This window comes from Arenibacterium sp. CAU 1754 (assembly GCF_054482635.1).
In genome coordinates, this window is sequence record NZ_JBTLRG010000003.1 from 243095 (window position 1) to 263371 (window position 20277).

A 20277-nucleotide genomic window follows, 5' to 3' on the forward strand; every position below is an offset into this window, starting at 1 on the left:
GATTTTGAAAGAGGCGATCAGCTACTGGTCGCCTCTTTCAGTTTATAAAGAACATCCAGTGCCTCGCGTGGGGTCAATTCGTCCGGATGAATGTCGCTCAACAGCGTTTCAACCTCGGAGATCTTGGATGGTGCGGGCGCCGGAGCAGGGGGCTGGGCCGCCGAAAACAACGGCAGATCATCGATCAATGCCTTTTGCTTGGCCCCGCCTTCGCGTTCACCTTTTTCCAGCGCGTCCAGAACGACCCGCGCCCGCGCGACAACCGATTTTGGCAAACCCGCCAACTGCGCAACCTGCACACCGTAAGACCGATCCGCCGCACCGCGCCGGACCTCGTGCAGGAAAATAACGTCGCCCTCCCATTCCTTGACGGCCACGGTGGCGTTTTCGACACCGTCCAATTTTCCGGCAAGGGCTGTCATCTCATGGTAATGCGTGGCGAACAGGGCGCGTGATTTGTTGGTTTCGTGCAGATGTTCCAGCGTGGCCCAGGCAATCGACAAACCGTCATAGGTGGCGGTTCCGCGCCCGATTTCATCCAGAATGACGAGGGCCCGGTCATCGGCCTGATTGAGAATGGCCGCCGTTTCCACCATTTCGACCATGAATGTCGATCTGCCCCGCGCCAGATCATCGGATGCGCCGACGCGGCTGAACAATTGGCTGACAATGCCGATATGGGCCGAGTCCGCCGGGACATAGCTGCCAATCTGGGCCAAAAGCGCGATCAATGCATTCTGGCGCAGAAAGGTCGATTTACCCGCCATGTTTGGCCCGGTCAAAAGCCAGATCGCCGCCCCGGTTTCCGCGCTCAGATCGCAATCATTGGCGACGAATCCGCTGCCACCCTGTTGTCGCAGAGCGCGTTCAACCACCGGATGCCGCCCGCCGGTGATGGCAAAGCTGCGGCTGTCGTCCACATCGGGTTTGCACCAGTCCTCGCCCTTGGCCAGATCGGCCAGCCCGGTGGCCAGATCAATCTCGGACAAGGCGCGCGCGGCGGTGTGAATACGGGCGGCTTCGGCCAGAACAGAGCCTTTTAGCGCCTCATAGAGCCTTTTTTCGATTTCAACCGCCCGATTGCCGGCATTCAAAATGCGGCTTTCCAGATCGCTCAGTTCGACAGTGGTGAACCGCACCTGATTGGCGGTGGTCTGGCGGTGGATATATGTTTCGGACAGGGGGGCGGACAGCATCTTGTCGGCATGCGTGGCCGTGGTTTCGATGAAATAGCCAAGCACATTGTTGTGCTTGATCTTCAGTGACGAAACCCCGGTGTGTTCGGCATATCCATGCTGCATTCCGGCAATCACCGACCGGCCTTCGTCGCGCAGGGCGCAGGCCTCGTCAAGATCGGCGTCATACCCATTTGCGATGAACCCGCCATCGCGCACCAAAAGGGGCGGATCGGCCACCAATGCGGCGTCCAAAAGGGCGATCAGATCGTCAAACCCGATCAGGTCGTCCAGGGAGGCACGGATCAACTCGGGCGCTTCTACCTTGGCACAGATATCGCGGATCGCCTGCGCCTGTTCCAACCCGGTGCGAATGGCGACCAGATCACGCGGGCCACCGCGATCCAGCGAAAGGCGCGACAAAGCGCGGTCCAGATCGGGCGTCTTGCGCAAGGCCTCGCGCAGATCGGCGGCGATGCGGGTTTGGTCGACCGCAAATTCAACGGCGGCTTGTCGTGCCTGTATCACGGTCAGGCTGCGCGACGGGCTGGACAGGCGTTGTTCCAGCAATCGCGCGCCGCCCGGCGTAACGGTCCGATCGACCACCGACAAAAGCGACCCGTCGCGCCCGCCACTGAGCGATTTGGTAAGTTCCAGATTCCGGCGCGTGGCGGCATCGATCTGCACCACGCGATCCTCGGCATCGCGTACCGGGGTTTGCAACAGGGGCAATTTGCCCTTTTGGGTGATTTCCAGATAGTCGATGAGCGCGCCCATGGCCGACACTTCGGCCCGCTCGAACGTGCCAAAGGCATCGAGCGTGGCCACTGAAAACAGATCACACAGCCGTTTTTCGGCGGCCGTGCTGTCAAAGCTTGATCTGCCCAGCGGCGTCAGCGCAATTTTCAGATCATCGGCCAGATCAAAGGGCGGATCGTCCTGTCCTTCGGATACGATCAGTTCCGATGGCGCCAGACGGGCCAATTCGGGCCCCAGACGCACCTTGGGCAGGACCATGACATGAAACGAGCCGGTCGAAATATCAGCCCAGGCAAGGGAAGATCTGTCTCTAACCTGGGCAAAAGCGGCCAGAAAGTTGTGTCGCCGCGCCTCGAGCAGGGCATCTTCGGTCAGGGTGCCGGGGGTGACCAGGCGCACCACATCGCGTTTCACGACAGATTTATAGCCGCGCTTTTTCGCCTCGGCCGGGCTTTCCATCTGTTCACAGACGGCCACGCGAAAACCTTTGCGGATCAGGGTCAAAAGATACCCTTCGGCAGCATGCACGGGAACGCCGCACATGGGGATATCCTGATCGTTGTGTTTGCCCCGTTTGGTCAGGGCGATATCCAACGCTTCGGCGGCGGCAACCGCATCGTCAAAGAACATCTCGTAAAAGTCGCCCATGCGGTAAAACAGCAAGGCATCCTTGTGGGCGTCTTTGATTTCAAGATATTGCGCCATCATTGGCGTGACGTTTGACACCGCATCCCCCCGGTCGGTCAGATTGGCGGCGACCTTACAAATCCGCCGCTGGCAGCGAAAGGCGAAAACGCAAAGACGTTGAGAGTGCCCGCGCCCTGCGCTAAGACGTTCCGACCGCCTGTGAGGAGCCTGAGCCAAAATGTCAAAAACTAGAATTACGCCAGAAGAGGCTCTTGCCTTCCACCTGGAACCGTCACCGGGCAAATTTGAAATCCGGGCGACGGTGCCGATGACCACGCAGCGCGACCTGTCGCTGGCCTATTCGCCCGGCGTGGCGGTCCCGTGCGAGGCGATCGCCGCCAACCCGGAAACCGCCTATGACTATACCAACAAGGGCAACCTTGTTGCGGTGATTTCAAACGGCACCGCGGTTCTGGGGCTGGGCAATCTGGGCGCGCTGGGTTCGAAACCGGTGATGGAGGGCAAGGCGGTTCTATTCAAACGCTTTGCCGACGTGAACAGCATCGACATCGAACTGGACAGCGAAGACCCCGAAGAACTGATCGCCGCGATCAAGCTGATGGGCCCGACGTTTGGGGGTATCAACCTCGAAGATATCAAGGCGCCCGAGTGTTTCATCATCGAACAGCGGCTCAAGGAAGAAATGGATATTCCCGTCTTCCACGATGATCAGCACGGGACGGCGGTGATCTGTGCCGCGGGCCTGCTGAACGCGCTGCATATTTCTGGCAAGAAGATCGAAGATGTGCGCATCGTTCTGAACGGCGCCGGCGCGGCGGGCATCGCCTGTCTGGAACTGCTCAAATCGATGGGCGCGAAACATGACAACTGCATCATGTGCGATACCAAGGGCGTGATTTACCAGGGCCGTACCGAGGGCATGAACCAGTGGAAATCGGCGCATGCGGCCAACACGGAATTGCGCACGCTTGAGGATGCGATGAAAGGGGCCGACGTGTTCCTGGGCGTGTCCGTCAAGGGTGCGGTGACCCCGGCGATGGTCGAAAGCATGGCGGATAATCCCGTCATCTTTGCCATGGCCAACCCCGATCCGGAAATCACCCCGGAAGAGGCCCATGCCGTGCGCGCCGATGCGATCGTCGCCACCGGGCGCAGTGATTATCCGAACCAGGTCAACAACGTCCTTGGCTTTCCCTACCTGTTCCGCGGGGCGCTTGACATCCATGCGCGCGCGATCAACGACGAGATGAAGATCGCCTGCGCCCATGCGCTTGCAAAACTCGCGCGCGAGGATGTTCCGGACGAGGTCGCGCTGGCCTATGGGAAAAACCTGACCTTCGGGCGGGATTACATCATTCCAACCCCGTTCGATCCGCGTCTCATCCACCGTATTCCCCCTGCGGTCGCGAGGGCCGGGATGGACACGGGGGCGGCCCGCCGCCCGATCATTGATATGGAGGCTTATGAACTCAGCCTCAAATCGCGGATGGATCCGACTGCCAGCATCCTGCGCGGCCTGAATGCCCGCGCCCGTGCGGCGCAGGCCCGCATGATCTTTGCCGAAGGCGATGATCCCCGTGTTCTGCGTGCCGCGGTGACCTATCAGCGCAACGGCATGGGCAAGGCATTGGTTGTCGGGCGAACCGACGATGTGCGCGCCAAGCTTGAGACCGCAGGTCTGGGCGACGCGGTCGATGAACTTGAAATCGTGAACGCCGCAAACACCCCGCATCTGAACACCTACAAGGATTTTCTCTATCAGCGGTTGGGGCGCAAAGGGTTCGATATTCAGGACGTTCACCGCCTTGCCGCGCGGGATCGCCATGTGTTCTCCAGCCTGATGCTGGCGCATGGGCATGGCGATGGTCTGGTGACCGGGGCGACCCGGAAATCGGCCCATGTTCTGGACCGGATCAACCATGTGTTCGATGCCGATGCGGCCCACGGTGCGGCGGGCGTTACGGCGGTTCTGTACAAGGGGCGGATCGTTCTGATCGGCGATACGCTGGTGCATGAATGGCCCGACGCCGAGGATCTGGCCACAATCGCCGAGCATGCCGCAGACGTCGCACGCCACATGGGGCTGGAGCCCCGCGTTGCCTTTGTCAGCTTTTCGACCTTTGGGTATCCGGTGTCGGAACGCGCCGAAAAAATGCATCAGGCCCCAGTGGTTCTGGAGAGGCGCGGTGCAAATTTCGAATTCGAGGGCGAAATGACCGTCGACGTTGCGCTGAACGCTCAGGCCCAGTCGGCCTATCCGTTTTCGCGCCTGACAGGACCGGCCAACATTCTGATCGTGCCGGCCCGCCATTCGGCCAGCATTTCGGTGAAACTGATGCAGGAAATGGCCGGGGCCACCGTGATTGGCCCGATCCTGACGGGCGTCGACAAGCCGATTCAGATTTGTTCGACCGTTTCGACCGCGAATGACATTCTGAACATGGCCGTTCTGGCGTCCTGCGAAATCGGCTGATTTTCAGCTTCCCGCGAAAGGTGCCGCGCTGCCCCAGAGCGCGCGCACCCGCGCGTCGCGCCCGCAAGCCTTGCGATAGGCCTTGTATGCCTGCGCCTGTCGTTTTGGACCGAACCGGGTGAACACCAGTTTCGTCCCCTTGTAATAATCCTGATGATAGGCCTCGGCCGGATAGAATGTCCCGGCGTTCAGGACGGGGGTGACAATCCGTTGTCCCAAATCGTTCTGTGCCTGTGCCTTGACCGTTTCAGCCAAGGCCTTTTCCGCCTTGTTAGAGACAAATATCGCTGTCCGGTAACTATCCCCCCGATCGCAGAACTGACCGCCTGCATCCGTGGGGTCGACCGAGCGCAGGAACATCGACAACAGCGTTTCCCGCGACACGAGCGAGGGATCAAAGGTGATCTGCACGGCCTCGTAATGGCCGGTGCCACCACTGGTGACGGCCTTGTATGTCGGGTTTTTCAGGGTCCCGCCGGTAAACCCGGAAACGGCCTCTTGCACGCCTTTGACCTTTTCGAAATCGGATTCGACACACCAGAAACAGCCCCCGGCCACTGTCAGGGTTTGCAACTCGGCCGCCGAGGCGGGGCCACAGCGGAAAATGGCGCCAAGGCTGATGAGGATCGTCAGCGCAACGGGTTTGATATTGTCCAACAGGGTCATGGCGGATCTCCTTTGACCGAAAGCGTGCCCCGATCCCTTGATCCGGGCAAGACGGTGCAATGATTTCTCACGCGCTGGTGACAGGGATTTACCACTTGGCGCAATCGCACTGCGGGCCTAGCGTGCAGACACAGGAGGCAACCAATGACCGAACACGTGACCACCCATCAGGCCGAAGAAGACGCGCGAAACGAAACCATCCTGATCTATCTGAACGGAAAGATCATGCCCAAGGCGCAGGCCCTGGTCAGTGTTTATGACAGCGGATTCATGTTGGGGGACGGCGTTTGGGAGGGGTTGCGGCTTTATAACGGTAGCTGGGCCTTTCTGGATGAACATATGGACCGGCTGTTTCAGGCTGCCAAGGCCATTGATCTGGACCTTGGGATGACCCGGCAACAGGTGATTGCCGCCTTGTTAGAGACACAAACCGCCAACAAAATGACCACCGATGCCCATGCCCGCCTGATGGTGACGCGCGGGACAAAGACGCGCCCGTTCCAGCACCCGTCGCTCAGCCGGTCGGGACCGACAGTGACGATCATCATGGAGCATTCCCGCCCGCAACTGCCCCGCCCGATCCGGCTGGCCACGGTGCCGCATCTGCGCGGATTGCCGATGACGCAGGACCCGAAACTCAACTCCCATTCCAAGTTGAACTGTATCCTTGCCTGTATCGCCGCCGAAAAAGCCGGCGCGGATGAGGCGTTGATGCTGGATGTGCATGGGTTCGTGAACACGACCAATGCCTGCAATTTTTTCATCGTCCGGAAAAACGCTGTTTGGACCAGTACCGGTGATTACTGCATGAACGGGATCACCCGGCAAAAGGTGATCGACCTGTGCCGCGCGAATGACATCCCGGTGTTTGAACGCAATTTCAGCCTGGTCGATACCTATGATGCGGACGAGTCATTTCTGACCGGCACATTCGGGGCGCAAACGCCGGTCGGTGAGATCGACGGTCGCCAGATCGGCACCGGCGAACTGGGCCCGATGACACAACGGTTGCGCGATCTCTACAAGGATTTGATCGCACAGGAGTGCACGTAATGCGGATTGCCATGTGGTCCGGGCCGCGCAACCTGAGCACGGCTATGATGTATTCCTTTGGCAACCGGGCCGATTTTGCGGTGGTGGACGAACCGTTCTATGCGGCCTACCTCAAGCGGACCGGCCTGACCCATCCGATGCGGACCGAAGTTCTAGCGGATCAGTCGACGGACGCGAACCACGTTGTTAACCAGATATTAGGCCCTATTCCCGGGAAAAAGCCGCACTTTTATCAGAAACACATGACCCAACACATGATCGACGGCGTGCCGCGCGAATGGATGGCACAGGTCAAGAACGTCTTTCTGATCCGCCATCCCGCGCGCGTGATCGCCAGCTTTGCCGCGAAATATCAGGGGCTGACATTGTCCGACATCGGCTTTGTCCAGCAGACCGATCTATATGATCAGGCCTGCGCGCTGGGCGACGATCCGATTGTGATCGATAGCGCCGACATACGTGAAAACCCGGAACAGATGTTGAGGGCGCTGTGCCAGGCGCTGGATCTGAACTGGGATCCGGCGATGCTGCACTGGCCTGCGGGCGGGCATGTATCCGATGGCGTCTGGGCGGCGCATTGGTATGGGGCGGTGCATCAGTCGACCGGGTTTGCCGGGCCCGAGGGCGATGTGCCGGAATTGACGGGTGAATTGGCCGATCTCGTCAATCAGGCGATTCCGCACTACACGCGGTTAAGGGACAAAAAGCTGAAATAACCTGTCCAGGTCCTGATTCTGAAATTCGGCGGCGGCCCTGAGATTTCAGGGCCGCCGATTGATTATTTCAGACGGCGATTGCGCGCCGCCAGCAGTTTCAGGCGCAGCGCGTTCAACTGAATGAACCCTGCCGCGTCTTTCTGGTCATAGGCGCCGGCGTCATCCTCGAACGTGACATGCGCTTCGGAATAGAGCGAATGATCGGACCAGCGGCCGATGGTGCGGGCCGACCCCTTGTAAAGTTGCAGGCGCACGGTGCCGGTCACGTGGTCCTGGCTCTTGTCGATCAGCGCCTGGAGCATTTCGCGTTCGGGGCTGAACCAGAACCCGTTATAAATCAGTTCCGCATAGCGCGGCATGATCGAATCCTTCAGGTGACCCGCACCGGAATCGAGCGTGATCTGTTCGATGCCGCGATGTGCCTCAAGCAGGACGGTGCCGCCGGGCGTTTCGTAAATCCCGCGTGATTTCATGCCGACGAAGCGGTTTTCCACCAGATCGAGACGGCCAATGCCGTGCTTGCCACCCAGTTCGTTCAGGCGGGTCAGGATGGTTGCGGGGCTCATCGCCTCGCCATTGATGCTGACCGCGTCACCGCGTTCAAACCCGACCTCGATGATCTCGGGTTCATTCGGGGCGTTCTCGGGGGACACGGTGCGCTGATAGACATATTCCGGTGCGCTGTCGGCCGGGTCTTCCAGAACCTTGCCTTCGGACGAGGTGTGCAACAGGTTCGCATCGACGCTGAACGGTGCCTCGCCGCGTTTGTCCTTGGCGATCGGAATCTGGTTCTTTTCGGCGAAATCGATCAGCTTGGTGCGGCTGCTGAGGTCCCATTCCCGCCAGGGCGCGATCACCTTGATGTCGGGGTTCAGCGCATAGGCCGCCAGTTCGAACCGGACCTGATCGTTGCCCTTGCCGGTTGCGCCATGGGCGACCGCATCGGCACCGGTTTCCTCGGCGATTTCGACCAGGCGTTTGGAAATCAGCGGTCGGGCGATGGAGGTCCCCAGAAGGTACAGACCCTCATAGAGCGTGTTGGCGCGGAACATCGGAAAAACGAAATCGCGCACGAATTCCTCGCGCAGGTCCTCGATATAGATTTCCTTGGCGCCCATCATCTCGGCCTTGGCGCGGGCGGGCTCCAGCTCTTCGCCCTGACCGAGATCGGCGGTAAAGGTCACCACCTCACAACCATATTCGGTTTGCAGCCATTTCAGGATGATCGACGTATCAAGCCCGCCGGAATAGGCCAGCACAACTTTCTTGGGCGCGGACATGGGGAATTCCTCTTTCACAGATCGGCTGGGGGTTAGCCGTTTTTCCGTGCAGGGGCAAGGTTTGCGCGTGTGTCGAAGGGGCGCAATGGCGCAATCGGGCGTTACGGGGCGTCGCGCGGTGCAAATCAGGCTGAAAGCCGGGCGGTCATTTCTTTCTGGAACAGGGTTTTGGACTGTTCGTACCCGGTGATGATCGCGGGCACGTCGACGTCATCGGCCCGGCCATTGGCCGACCGCGTTTCACCATCCTGACAGAGACCCGAAAAATGATCGAACCCCAGGCTGAGTGCGCTGCCCTTCAGGAAATGCAAATCCTGTTCAAGCTGGCTGCGGTCGGGTCCGTCCTTCAGTTTCTGAATGACCTCTTCCACTTCTTCCAGGAACAGTTCGACAACTTCGCCGAAATCCTCTTCGCCGACCTCTTCTCGCAGTTCGGTCACGCGTAACCATTGGATCATGACACACCTGTCTGTCTGGGTTGCAGATGCGCCAACCTAAAACGCGCGGTGTGAACAAGCGGTTAAGCCGGGCGCAATGCAGAAAATTTTAAAGTTCAGACCGTGTTAACGCACATGGCAATAGCTTTGACGACAGCCAAATCCGACACCAAAAGGGAATGTCACGGTGTTGTCGAACACACCCATGAAAACCAAACACACGCCCGGGTCCGGATCGATCCGGCGGGTTCTGGTTGTTGACGACAGCCGCCTGCAACGGCGCATCCTGGTCAGTTCGCTGCGCAAATGGGGATTCGACGTGACCGAGGCGGAAAGCGGCGATCAGGCGATTGAGTTGTGCGCCAAATCCCCGCCCGATCTGGTGCTGAGCGACTGGATGATGCCGGGGATGAACGGGCTGGATTTTTGTCGCGCTTTCCGCGGCCTGCCGGACGAGGCTTATGGATATTTCATCCTGCTCACGTCCAAAAGCGAGAAAGTCGAAATTGCCCAGGGGCTGGATGCCGGGGCAGATGATTTTCTGACCAAGCCGGTCAATCCCGATGAACTGCGTGCCCGCATATCCGCAGGGGATCGGATATTGGCGATGCAGCGCGAATTGTCCGAGAAAAACCGCATGATCGGCGAAACGCTGGATCAGTTGCAGGCGGCCTATGATTCCATCGACAAGGACCTGATGCAGGCCAAGAAGATCCAGCAATCACTGGTGCCTGAAACCAGTTGCATGTTCGGCGCGTCGCGCGTCAGCCTTTTGCTGAAACCCTGCGGGCATATCGGCGGCGATCTGGTTGGCACGTTTTCCCCAGAACCGGGGCAGGTGGGGTTCTATTCCATCGACGTGTCGGGCCACGGCATCACGTCGGCGATGATGACCGCGCGGCTGGGCGGTTATCTGTCGAGCACGTATTTCGATCAGAACCTCGGGGTAGAGAGCCTGTTTGGCGGCGCTTATACCCTGCGCGCCCCGCAGGAGGTGGCCAACTTGTTGAATGCACGGCAGGTGGCGGACACCGGCATCGATGAGTATTTCACTATGTGCTATGCCACGGTTGATCTGCACACCGGGCATCTGACGCTGGTGCAGGCGGGTCATCCGCATCCTCTCATCCTGCGGGCCGATGGCAGCAGCGAATTCATCGGCGAGGGCGGTGTGCCGATCGGGCTGTTGCCCGACGTGCCCTATACCCAGGTCGAAGCCACCCTGGCCAAGGGCGACCGGCTGTTGATGTATTCGGACGGGTTCAGCGAATGCCGCCTGAAAAACGGCGAGATGCTTGAGCCCGAGGGGTTGCTGGAGCTGATCGCGAAATGCGAGGCGGGCCAGTCCAGCAGCGAAATGCTGGACGATCTGTTTTGGAACCTGACCCAGGTGATGTCACCCGAACACGGAATGGAAGACGACGTGTCCGCCACCCTTTTCGAATTCAACGGTTTCTGAGCGATCAGCGCAGGATGCCCGCCGCCAAAAGGCTGGCGAAATGGCGATCCCCTGCATTGCCAAGGATATTTGCGGCCTCGTCCATGGGCACCCAGATCGGTTCATGATCGGGTTCCGTGGGCGGGCCCATCTTTGCCACGGGGCGGGCAATGAAGATTGTGCAAACCTTCTCTGCCCAGAGGTCATATTCCGGCATATAGGCAAAGCGGCGAAAAACACCCAGGCGGCGCGGGGGCGCGATGCGCCACCCGGTTTCCTCGAACACCTCGCGATGCAGGGCCGGAATAGGTGATTCACCGGGATCGATCCCGCCGCCGGGCAGCTGCACATCCGGCTTGGGGCCATACTGGCATGTCAAAAGAAGCTCACCGTTCAGCGGCAACAGCGCATAGGCCCCTGGCCGCCGCGTAAACCTCTGATCGGAGGTGGGGGGCGTCCCAAATCGTCTGATCATCGCATGGCCCTTTTTAACGCCGTCAGTTATCCCTATATTCCTGGCGTATGCCAACAAGCGGCGTTTAAGGAAACCCCATGACTCTTGGATCCAAAATCGCGTGGGACGATGCAGTCCTGCCCTTCCAACTTGATCTGTCCGACATGCGCGGCCGGGTGGCCCGTCTTGACGGCGTGCTGGATGGCATTTTGAAACAACATGACTACCCGCCCCAGGTCGAGGCGCTGGTGGCCGAAATGGCATTGCTGACCGCATTGATCGGGCAGACGATCAAACTGCGCTGGAAACTGTCGCTTCAGGTGCAGGCCAAAGGGGCGTTGCGCATGATCGCCACGGACTACTATGCCCCGAAATCCGAAGGGGAACCGGCCCAGATCCGGGCCTATGCCAGCTTTGACGCGGATCAGCTGGGCACGGACGTTGCCAAGGACATGATGCAAGAGGGCTATTTTGCCATCATGATCGATCAGGGTGCTGGCATGGCCCCCTATCAGGGCATCACACCGCTGGCCGGAACATCGCTGCGCGAATGCGCCGAGGCGTATTTCGCCCAGTCCGAACAGCTGCCGACGCGGTTTTCGCTCAGCTTTGGCCGCTCGAGCGAGCCGGGGACCACGGAACGCTGGCGTGCGGGGGGCATCATGCTGCAACACATGCCCAAAGCGTCGCCGCTGATGGCTAAGGGGCCGGGCACCGGCGATCTGGTTTCGGCCGACGATCTGGTGGATGGCGATGTCGGTGACAACTGGAACCGCGTGAACATCCTGCTGGATACGGTCGAAGAGATGGAGCTGATCGGCCCGGTGGTTCCGCCCACCGACCTGTTGGTGCGCCTGTTTCACGAAGAGGGTCCGCGTGTCTTTGATGCGCAGTCGGTGCGCTTTGGCTGTACCTGTTCCGAGGACCGTGTGCGTCAAAGCCTGTCGATCTATTCGGCCCGCGACATTGAAACGATGACCACGGACGAAGGGCGTGTGACCGCCGACTGTCAGTTCTGCGGCGCGCATTACGATCTTGACCCGACCACGGTGGGGTTTGATGCGGAAAATGCGCCCGGTGACTGATTGGCCTGCAACCCTGCGCGCCGCACTGGCGAAAGAGGGGCATGCCTCATCCGACTTTGATCTGAACCCCGACAGCCGCCCGGTCACCCGGGCGGGGGCAGTGCTGCGCCCTGCGGGGGTTCTGATCGCTGTGTCGCTGGTCCATGACGTTCCCCGCGTCTTGCTGACCAAACGGTCTTCGGCGCTGAAACACCACCCCGGCCAGATCGCGTTTCCCGGTGGCAAACAGGATGACACCGATGCCGATGTCACCGCCGCCGCCCTGCGCGAGGCGCGCGAGGAAATTGGCCTGCCCGAACATCTTCCGGACGTTCTGGGCCAGATGCCGACCCATGAAACGGTGACTGGGTTCGACGTGACCCCGGTGGTTGCGCTTCTCAACGATAATTTCAACATCACCCCCGAAGCGGGCGAGGTTGACGAGGTGTTTTCCGTCCCTCTGAGCCATCTGATGGATCCGGCCAATTACCTGGTTGAATCGCGGCGCTGGCGCGGGACGCGTCGATATTATTTCACCGTTCCCTACGGTCCCTACTATATCTGGGGGGCAACGGCGCGCATCTTGCGCTCACTCGCGGCACGGATGGATGGATGACAAAAGTTACCGGTGACTGGCTTGACGAACCCGCCACGCAAAAGGTTTGCGCCGTTTTGGAACAGGGCGGCGCTCAGGCTCTCATGGTTGGGGGATGCGTGCGCAACGCCCTGATGGGCGTGCCGGTCAGCGATATCGACATTGCCACCGACGCGACGCCGGAACGTGTGATGGAAATTGCCCAGGCCGCCGGGATCAAAACCATCCCAACCGGGATCGACCACGGCACAGTAACCCTTGTCACTGGCGGAATCCCGCATGAAATCACCACCTTCCGCAAGGATATCGAGACGGACGGCCGCCGCGCCGTCGTTGCCTATTCCACAACAGTGGAAGAGGACGCCGCTCGCCGCGATTTCACCATGAACGCGATCTATGCCCGCGCGGACGGGACGGTGATTGATCCGCTGAATGGCCTGCCTGATCTTGAGGCGCGCAAGGTGCGCTTCATCGGCAGTGCCGAAACCCGCATCCGCGAGGATTATCTGCGCAGCCTGCGCTACTTCCGGTTTCACGCCTTGTACGGCGATCTGTCCCAGGGGATGGATGTCGATGCGATTGCGGCGATTGCCGCCAATCTGGACGGGCTGGACCGTGTTTCGCGGGAACGCATAGGGGCCGAGTTGCTGAAGCTGCTGGGCGCGCCCGACCCGGCGCCAGCTGTTGCCGGCATGCGCAGTACCGGGGTTCTGGCCCGCATCCTGCCCGGTGCGGATGACCGCGCGCTTGCCCCGCTGATCGACGTTGAACATCAAGCGGGTGTAGCGCCCGATCCCTTGCGCCGTCTGGCTGCGCTGGGCGGGGTCAAGTCGACGGATGATCTGCGTCTCAGCCGGGCGCAATCGCAACAGGTGCATCGCCTGTGGGATGCGGTGGGCAATGGCATGGGCCCTGCCGAACTGGGCTATCGGTTTCAGCGCGACACCGCGCGCGACATCCTGCTTTTGCGGGCCGCGTTGTTGGAAACCCCCTGGGACGCGCATGTCACCGTGTTGGTTGATCAGGGCGCGTCGGCGCGGTTTCCTGTCACGGCACGTGACCTGATGCCTGCGTTTTCCGGCCCCGAACTGGGCGCGCAACTGGCGCGTCTGGAACAGCGCTGGATCGATTCGAATTTCACCCTGACACGCGACGCATTGCTGGTCTGACTGCGGTGGGGTGACGAATCGCGCGCGGTGCGGTATGCCATCCGTCATGACGTGAACGGAGGAATGCGCAATGTATTACGGGCTTTGGTTCATCTGAGCTGAGCACCCCGTTCGGGTGATCGGCCGTTTTCACCCACACTACATTTGCGTCTTTTCTTGCTCGCATGGAGCACCCGTCATGTTTCATTTCTTTGAAAACCTTGTTGATCCCTACACCCCCTATCGGGAAAAGGACCGTCCACCGACACGGCTCTGGCCGTTTCTGCGCGACTATTGCCAGCCGTTCTGGCGGGTCTTTGTCTGGACCGGATTGTTGTCCGTTGTCGTTGCGGCGATCGAACTCTGGCTGATCTATTACATGGGCCGGCTTGTTGACGTCATGGGCGGCGACCCCGCGCAGGTCTGGCAAAGCCATGGCACCGAACTTGTCCTCGTGGCGCTGTTCATCCTGGTTTTGCGCCCGGCGGTCCAGGCGCTGGATGTGTTGTTGCTGAACAACGCGATCCTGCCCAATTTCGGCACGCTGATCCGGTGGCGGGCGCATAAACACGTGCTGCGCCAGTCGGTCGGCTGGTTCGAAAACGATTTTGCAGGACGAATCGCCAACCGGATCATGCAAACCCCGCCCGCCGCGGGCGAGGTGGTGTTTCAGGTTTTTGACGCGATCTCGTATTCGCTGGCCTATCTGATTGGCGCGGCCATCCTGCTCAGCGCGGCGGATATCCGACTGATGATACCTCTGGCGGTGTGGCTGGTTCTTTACGCTGCGCTGATCCGCTGGACCGTCATCCGTGTTGGTCCCGCATCCCAGGCCGCCTCGGATGCGCGGTCGACCGTGACGGGGCGGGTGGTGGACAGCTATTCCAACATTCACTCGGTCAAGATGTTCGCCCATCATGATCGCGAGTTGGAGTATGCGCGCGAGGCCATCGAAAACACGCGCAAGACGTTTCAGACCGAAATGCGCATCTACACGCTGATGGATATGGCGCTGGTTTCGTTGAACGGGCTTTTGATCGTCGGCGTTGTCGGGTGGGCCATTGCGCTGTGGATGCAGGGGGCGGCCAGTGCCGGCGTCGTTGCGGCCGCAACCGCGCTGACCCTGCGGCTGAACGGGATGACCGGCTGGATCATGTGGGCGCTGACCACGTTTTTCCGCCAGCTTGGCGTTGTCGCCGAAGGGATGGAAACCATCGCACAGCCGATTGATCTGGTCGATGATCCGGATGCCAAACCGCTGACCCTGAGTGCGGGCAAGATCGAACTGCGTGACCTGTCCCATCATTATGGCCGTGACGGGGGCGGGCTCGACCGGATCAGCCTGACAATTCACCCGGGGGAAAAGGTGGGGCTGATCGGGCGGTCCGGGGCCGGGAAATCGACACTGGTCAAGCTGCTTTTGCGGTTCTACGACGCCGAAAACGGTCAGATCCTGATCGACGGTCAGTACATTTCACAGGTCCGGCAGGACAGCCTGCGCAGCCATATCGGAATGGTCCAGCAGGACAGCTCCCTTCTGCATCGCTCGGTCCGTGACAACATCCTGTACGGACGGCCCGACGCGGGCGAGGACGCCATGATTGCCGCCGCCAAACAGGCCGAGGCGCATGATTTCATCGTTGATCTGGCCGATCCCAAGGGGCGCACGGGGTACGACGCCCACGTGGGTGAACGCGGGGTGAAACTGTCGGGCGGGCAACGTCAGCGGATTACGCTGGCCCGCGTCGTCCTGAAAGACGCGCCGATCCTTCTGTTGGACGAGGCGACAAGTGCCCTGGATAGCGAGGTGGAAGAGGCTATTCAGACAACGCTTTATGGCATGATGCAGGGTAAGACCGTGATCGCGATTGCACACCGTTTGTCCACCATCGCCCAAATGGACCGCATTCTGGTCATGGACAAGGGCCGCATCGTCGAAGAGGGCTCTCATTCTGTGCTTTTGGCCGAGGGTGGCCTATATGCCCAGTTCTGGGCCCGCCAATCCGGCGGCTTCCTGAATACCGAGGCGGCAGAATGAACATCGGCAATCTGATCAACGCATTTCGCCCTGCCGAGGGCCCGCCGCCCCAGACGCTGGGCGCGTTTTTCCGGTGGTGCCTGTCGGGCGCTTGGCCCGCTCTGTGGCTTGCCGCGTTTCTGTCGGCTGCCGCCGGCGCGCTTGAGGCCGGGACCGCCCTGATCCTTGGGATGGTGGTCGATTCCGCAATCGCCAAGGGGCCGGAAAGCTTCTTTGACGGCTCTAACACAGGGATTATTGCCGCGGCACTAGCGTTTTTCCTGATCGCGCGGCCGCTGTTTTTCGGCCTGTCCGCCTCGGCCAACGCGATCATCGTACAGCCGAATGTGAACCCTTTGGTCCTGTCGCGGCTGCATCGCTGGACGCTGGGACAGTCGGTCAAATTCTTTGATGACGATTTCGCGGGGCGCATTTCGCAGAAACAGATGCAGGCCGCCCGCGCGGTGACCGATGTGACCGCCGAGATGATCAACGTGGTTGCCTTTGCGCTGGCGTCGCTTGCCGGGTCGATGCTGTTGCTGACGTCGATCAATGCGCGGGTCACGGGTGTGTTTGCACTGTGGCTTATCGCCTATTTCGCGCTGATCGCGTTTTTCCTGCCACGCATCCGCAAACGGTCTGCCGGCCGGGCCGGGGCGCGGGCGATGGTGTCGGGGCAGGTGGTCGACACGATCACCAATATCAAAACGGTGAAACTTTTCGCCCATGCCGATCACGAAGACCGCGCCGCGCTGGGCGCGATGGGGCATTTTCGCGAACGCGCCCTGGAATTCGGCTATCTCGCGGCGACGTTCCGGTTTTGCCTGATGACACTGGCCGGGCTTTTGCCGGTGCTGCTGATCGGGGGAACGCTTTTGATGTGGCAGGATGGTCTGGCAACCGAGGGCGACATCGTCGCCGCCGGAGCCGTGGCGATCCGGATTGCGCAGATGACCGGTTGGGTCAGTTTCACGATGATGGCGATCTACGCCAATATCGGTGAGGTCGAGGACGGCATGCGCACCCTGACCCCCCGCATCCGGAATGAAAACGCACAGGACGCCACCGATTTGAAGATCACCGGCGGGGAAATCGAATTCCGCAATGTCAGCTTTGCCTACGGGCGTGAAACAGGCGGGATTCAGGACATTTCTCTGACCATCGCGCCGGGCGAAAAGCTGGGGATTGTGGGCGCGTCGGGGGCCGGAAAATCGACGCTCGTTTCGCTCCTGCTCAAGCTCTATCAAGGGGAATCAGGGTCTATTCTGATTGATGGGCAGGATCTGGGAGTCGTCACGCAGGAAAGCTTGCGGCGCCAGATCAGCATGGTCACGCAGGAAACGGCGATGTTCAACCGATCCGCCCGCGACAACATCCTGTATGGCCGTCCCGATGCGGACGAGGCCGCGTTGATCGATGCCGCCAAACGGGCCGAGGCACATGATTTCATTCTCGGGCTTGAGGACCACAAAGGGCGCAAAGGCTATGACGCGCATCTGGGGGAACGGGGCGTGAAACTGTCGGGTGGTCAGCGCCAGCGCATCGCCCTTGCCCGTGCCATCCTGAAAGACGCGCCCATTCTCGTTCTGGACGAGGCAACCAGCGCGCTGGACAGCGAAGTGGAGGCGTCCATTCAAACCGCGCTAAATCGGGTGATGCAGGGCAAGACCGTTCTGGCCATTGCCCACCGGTTGTCCACCTTGTCGGAAATGGACCGGATCGTCGTCATGGATGAGGGGCGTATCGTCGAATCCGGCACCCATGACACGCTGTTGGCCAAGGGTGGGCAGTATGCCCGGTTCTGGAACCGTCAATCCGGCGGGTTCATCCGCACCGAGGCGGCCGAATAGGGGCTGTCTTTGCCGCGCGCGGCCCGCTATCAGGCAGGGATGAGCGAAACATTTGAAATTCAGCGACTGGGTCACCAGGGGGACGGCGTTGCCGAAGGCCCTCGGTTTGCACCCCGTACCCTGCCCGGAGAGGTGATCACCGGCACGGTCGAGGGCACGCAGATCAGCGATTTGCGCATCGTCACCCCATCGCCCGACCGCGTAAAACCCCCGTGTAGACACTATAACGCCTGTGGCGGCTGCCAGTTGCAGCATGCGTCAGATGCTTTTGTGGCCGACTGGAAGGTGGGCATCGTGCGCCATGCGCTGTCGGCGCAGGGGCTGGACGCCGAAATGCGCCCCATCGTGACGTCGCCGCCACAGTCCCGACGCCGCGCCACATTGGCGGTGCGCCGCACCAAGAAAGGTGCGCTTGCCGGATTTCATGGCCGCGCCTCGGGCGTCATCACCGAAATCCCCGAGTGTCAGCTTTTGGATCCCGCGTTGATCGCGGGCCTGCCCGTGGCCGAGTCGCTGGCCATCGTCGGCGGCAGTCGCAAGGGCGAACTGGCCGTCACGCTGACCACATCGCGCGGCGGGCTGGATGTGGCGGTCACAGGGGGCAAGCCGCTGGACGGGCCGCTGCGCATGACGCTGGCGCAATTGGTCGAACAGCACGGGCTGGCCCGGCTTGCCTGGGATGGCGAAGTGATCGCCATGCGTGCCCCTGCCGTTCAGGTATTTGGCGTGGCGCATGTGGTCCCGCCTGCGGGTGCGTTCCTGCAAGCGACGCAACACGGGGAAAAGGCGCTGATGGCCGCTGTTCGCGAAATCACGCAAGACGCCCGCCGGATTGTTGATTTTTTCGCGGGATGCGGCACCTTCAGCCTGCCGCTGGCGGGTGGCGCCGAGGTGCATGCGGTCGAGGGTGACCGCGACATGATCGAAGCGCTTGATCAGGCATGGCGACGGACCTCGGACCTGAAAAAAGTAACGTCCGAGGCGCGCGATTTGTTTCGCCGTCCGTTGATGCCGGATGAGTTGAAGCGGTTCGATGCCGCCGTGATCGACCCGCCCCGCGCCGGTGCCGAGGCGCAGATAGCGGAACTGGTTCAGGCCAAAATCCCCGTGATCGCCTATGTCTCGTGCAATCCGGTCAGCTTTGCCCGCGATGCGCGCGCGCTGTGCGATGCGGGCTATGTTTTGAACTGGGTCCAGGTGGTCGATCAGTTCCGATGGTCGGTGCATACCGAACTTGCCGCGTCGTTTACCCGCGGCGATTGATAGCCGGTGACGTGAAGTTTACCCGCCGCAGGTGATATTTTTATTTTGAAAAAACGGCGCAGTGCGGGTATTTCCTGTCTGAGGCAACCGAACAGAGAGACCGGTATGAAACGGCGTAGTTTTGGGTTGGGAATGTTGGCTACTTTGGCCGTTCCCGGCTGTGCGACAAGCAAATTCAAATCTTATAACGGCCCCGATGTGACCGCGGTCGTGGTTAATAAAGCAGCGCGTAAGTTGTATCTGCTGAACGACGAATTAGTGCTGAAATCCTACAAGATCGACATGGGGTTTGCCCCGGATGGCGACAAGTTGCACGAAGGCGACGGAAAAACGCCCGAGGGCAATTATTTCATCGACCGGCGCAATCCAAACAGCAGCTTTCATCTGTCACTCGGGATTTCCTATCCGAATGCGCAGGATATTGCCGAGGCGCGTGCCTTGGGCAAGGAGCCGGGCGGCGACATCTTTATCCACGGGCAGCCCAACAGCGAACGCGCCAAGGGCGAGGACTGGACCGCGGGATGCATAGCGGTCAAGAACCGCGAGATCGAAGATATCTATGCGATGGTTCGCAACGGTACGGTCATTTCGATCCGCGCCTGACGTCGTATTTGCGTCATGAAAACAAGGGGTTTTGTTATGGGCGTCAGCCGCCCAAAACAAGCGTCCACCAAATCTTGCCGTTCTTTTCCTGGAACCACGCAAACCCCATGTTGACCGCGCGCGGCTCAAGAATGACATCGCGGGTGCCGGGTTCTTCCATCCAGGCGGCCAGCGTTTCCAGCTCGGTTTCGTAGGTTTCGGAAATCGCCTCGCCCAACATCGCGCCGGGGTATCCGACACGGCGCACCCGATCGATGGGCGAAGACCCGTCCGATCCGAAATGCCACGGGCGGTTCTGGATCGACATGTCGCGCGAATGGGTCGCTGCGGCGGCGTTCAGTTTTGCGTCCAGTTGTACGGCGCCAAGACCGGCCGCCGACCGCAGGGCGTTCACCGAATCGAGCATTCGGAACTGCAGCTTGGCGGTTTCGGCGGGCTTGATTCGGTAAAGTTTCGGCAAGGGTTTGCCGTCGCTGCCCAACTGCGCCTCCTGAGGCCCGGTACATGCCGAAAGAACCACCAGACAAGCCAGAAGAAATGAAAGTACGCGCGCCATGAGCCACCTTGAAAATACTGTTCGCACTTGCCTTTACCGTGTCAGACAGTGCATCGCAAACTCACAAAGCGCAAAACCGGCT

The 20277-nt window shown here is 60.4% G+C and carries 17 protein-coding genes; 11 read left to right on the forward strand and 6 right to left on the reverse strand.

Annotated features, from left to right (window positions below):
- Positions 1-17: 17 nt before the first annotated feature.
- Positions 18-2642: a DNA mismatch repair protein MutS gene (gene mutS / locus ACXYMO_RS13890; protein WP_458879316.1), complete on the reverse strand. Its 2625-nt coding sequence runs from the start codon at positions 2640-2642 to the stop codon at positions 18-20.
- A gap of 157 nt (positions 2643-2799) precedes the next feature.
- On the opposite strand from mutS, the gene ACXYMO_RS13895 reads away from it, so the two are divergent.
- Complete coding sequence (locus ACXYMO_RS13895; protein ID WP_458879317.1) at positions 2800-5055, forward strand: NADP-dependent malic enzyme; 2256 nt, start codon at positions 2800-2802, stop codon at positions 5053-5055.
- Positions 5056-5058: 3 nt separating this feature from the next.
- On the opposite strand, the gene msrA is transcribed toward ACXYMO_RS13895, so the two are convergent.
- Complete coding sequence (gene msrA / locus ACXYMO_RS13900; protein WP_458879318.1) at positions 5059-5721, reverse strand: peptide-methionine (S)-S-oxide reductase MsrA; 663 nt, start codon at positions 5719-5721, stop codon at positions 5059-5061.
- A gap of 144 nt (positions 5722-5865) precedes the next feature.
- Here msrA and ACXYMO_RS13905 point away from each other — a divergent pair, with 144 nt between their 5' ends.
- Both ACXYMO_RS13905 and ACXYMO_RS13910 read left to right on the forward strand, forming a co-directional pair.
- Positions 5866-6774, forward strand: coding sequence for a D-amino acid aminotransferase (locus ACXYMO_RS13905; RefSeq protein ID WP_458879319.1), 909 nt, complete (start codon positions 5866-5868; stop codon positions 6772-6774).
- Positions 6774-7490 (forward strand): sulfotransferase-like domain-containing protein, encoded by a 717-nt coding sequence (locus tag ACXYMO_RS13910; protein WP_458879320.1) that lies wholly within the window; start codon positions 6774-6776, stop codon positions 7488-7490. Before ACXYMO_RS13905 ends, ACXYMO_RS13910 begins: the two co-directional genes overlap by 1 nt.
- A gap of 62 nt (positions 7491-7552) precedes the next feature.
- Here the strand turns inward: ACXYMO_RS13910 and ACXYMO_RS13915 are convergent, their stop codons facing one another.
- Both ACXYMO_RS13915 and ACXYMO_RS13920 read right to left on the reverse strand, forming a co-directional pair.
- Positions 7553-8770, reverse strand: a complete 1218-nt coding sequence (locus ACXYMO_RS13915) for an argininosuccinate synthase (RefSeq protein WP_458879321.1) — start codon at positions 8768-8770, stop codon at positions 7553-7555.
- A gap of 125 nt (positions 8771-8895) precedes the next feature.
- The gene (locus tag ACXYMO_RS13920) at positions 8896-9228 is read right to left on the reverse strand and encodes an Hpt domain-containing protein (RefSeq protein WP_458879322.1); all 333 of its coding nucleotides are present in this window, start codon (positions 9226-9228) and stop codon (positions 8896-8898) included.
- Between the two features lie 184 nt (positions 9229-9412).
- Here ACXYMO_RS13920 and ACXYMO_RS13925 point away from each other — a divergent pair, with 184 nt between their 5' ends.
- Positions 9413-10666 carry a PP2C family protein-serine/threonine phosphatase gene (locus ACXYMO_RS13925; protein WP_458879323.1) on the forward strand — a complete coding sequence of 418 codons (1254 nt, stop codon included), beginning with the start codon at positions 9413-9415 and terminating at the stop codon, positions 10664-10666.
- A 4-nt stretch (positions 10667-10670) separates the two neighbouring features.
- Here ACXYMO_RS13925 and ACXYMO_RS13930 read toward each other — a convergent pair whose 3' ends face one another.
- Positions 10671-11120 carry an NUDIX domain-containing protein gene (locus tag ACXYMO_RS13930; protein ID WP_458879324.1) on the reverse strand — a complete coding sequence of 150 codons (450 nt, stop codon included), beginning with the start codon at positions 11118-11120 and terminating at the stop codon, positions 10671-10673.
- Between the two features lie 77 nt (positions 11121-11197).
- Between ACXYMO_RS13930 and hslO the strand changes: the two genes are divergently transcribed.
- The 7 genes from hslO to ACXYMO_RS13965 all read left to right on the forward strand — a co-directional run bounded on the left by hslO (position 11198) and on the right by ACXYMO_RS13965 (position 19639).
- Positions 11198-12184 carry an Hsp33 family molecular chaperone HslO gene (gene hslO, locus ACXYMO_RS13935; RefSeq protein ID WP_458879325.1) on the forward strand — a complete coding sequence of 329 codons (987 nt, stop codon included), beginning with the start codon at positions 11198-11200 and terminating at the stop codon, positions 12182-12184.
- On the forward strand, positions 12168-12779 hold the full coding sequence (locus ACXYMO_RS13940; protein WP_458879326.1) for a CoA pyrophosphatase: 612 nt from the start codon (positions 12168-12170) through the stop codon (positions 12777-12779). The genes hslO and ACXYMO_RS13940 overlap by 17 nt, the downstream gene beginning before the upstream one ends.
- Positions 12776-13927, forward strand: coding sequence for a CCA tRNA nucleotidyltransferase (locus ACXYMO_RS13945; RefSeq protein ID WP_458879327.1), 1152 nt, complete (start codon positions 12776-12778; stop codon positions 13925-13927). The genes ACXYMO_RS13940 and ACXYMO_RS13945 overlap by 4 nt, the downstream gene beginning before the upstream one ends.
- Before the next feature lie 178 nt (positions 13928-14105).
- Entirely contained in the window at positions 14106-15944 is a 1839-nt protein-coding gene (locus ACXYMO_RS13950) for an ABC transporter ATP-binding protein (RefSeq protein ID WP_458879329.1), read from the forward strand.
- Positions 15941-17773, forward strand: a complete 1833-nt coding sequence (locus tag ACXYMO_RS13955; RefSeq protein WP_458879330.1) for an ABC transporter ATP-binding protein — start codon at positions 15941-15943, stop codon at positions 17771-17773. The genes ACXYMO_RS13950 and ACXYMO_RS13955 overlap by 4 nt, the downstream gene beginning before the upstream one ends.
- 39 nt (positions 17774-17812) lie before the next feature.
- Positions 17813-19036, forward strand: coding sequence for a class I SAM-dependent RNA methyltransferase (locus ACXYMO_RS13960; protein ID WP_458879331.1), 1224 nt, complete (start codon positions 17813-17815; stop codon positions 19034-19036).
- A gap of 105 nt (positions 19037-19141) precedes the next feature.
- Positions 19142-19639 (forward strand): L,D-transpeptidase family protein, encoded by a 498-nt coding sequence (locus ACXYMO_RS13965; protein ID WP_458879332.1) that lies wholly within the window; start codon positions 19142-19144, stop codon positions 19637-19639.
- Positions 19640-19682: 43 nt separating this feature from the next.
- Here the strand turns inward: ACXYMO_RS13965 and dalA are convergent, their stop codons facing one another.
- Positions 19683-20195, reverse strand: coding sequence for a divisome-associated lipoprotein DalA (dalA, locus tag ACXYMO_RS13970; RefSeq protein ID WP_458879333.1), 513 nt, complete (start codon positions 20193-20195; stop codon positions 19683-19685).
- Positions 20196-20277 lie beyond the last annotated feature (82 nt).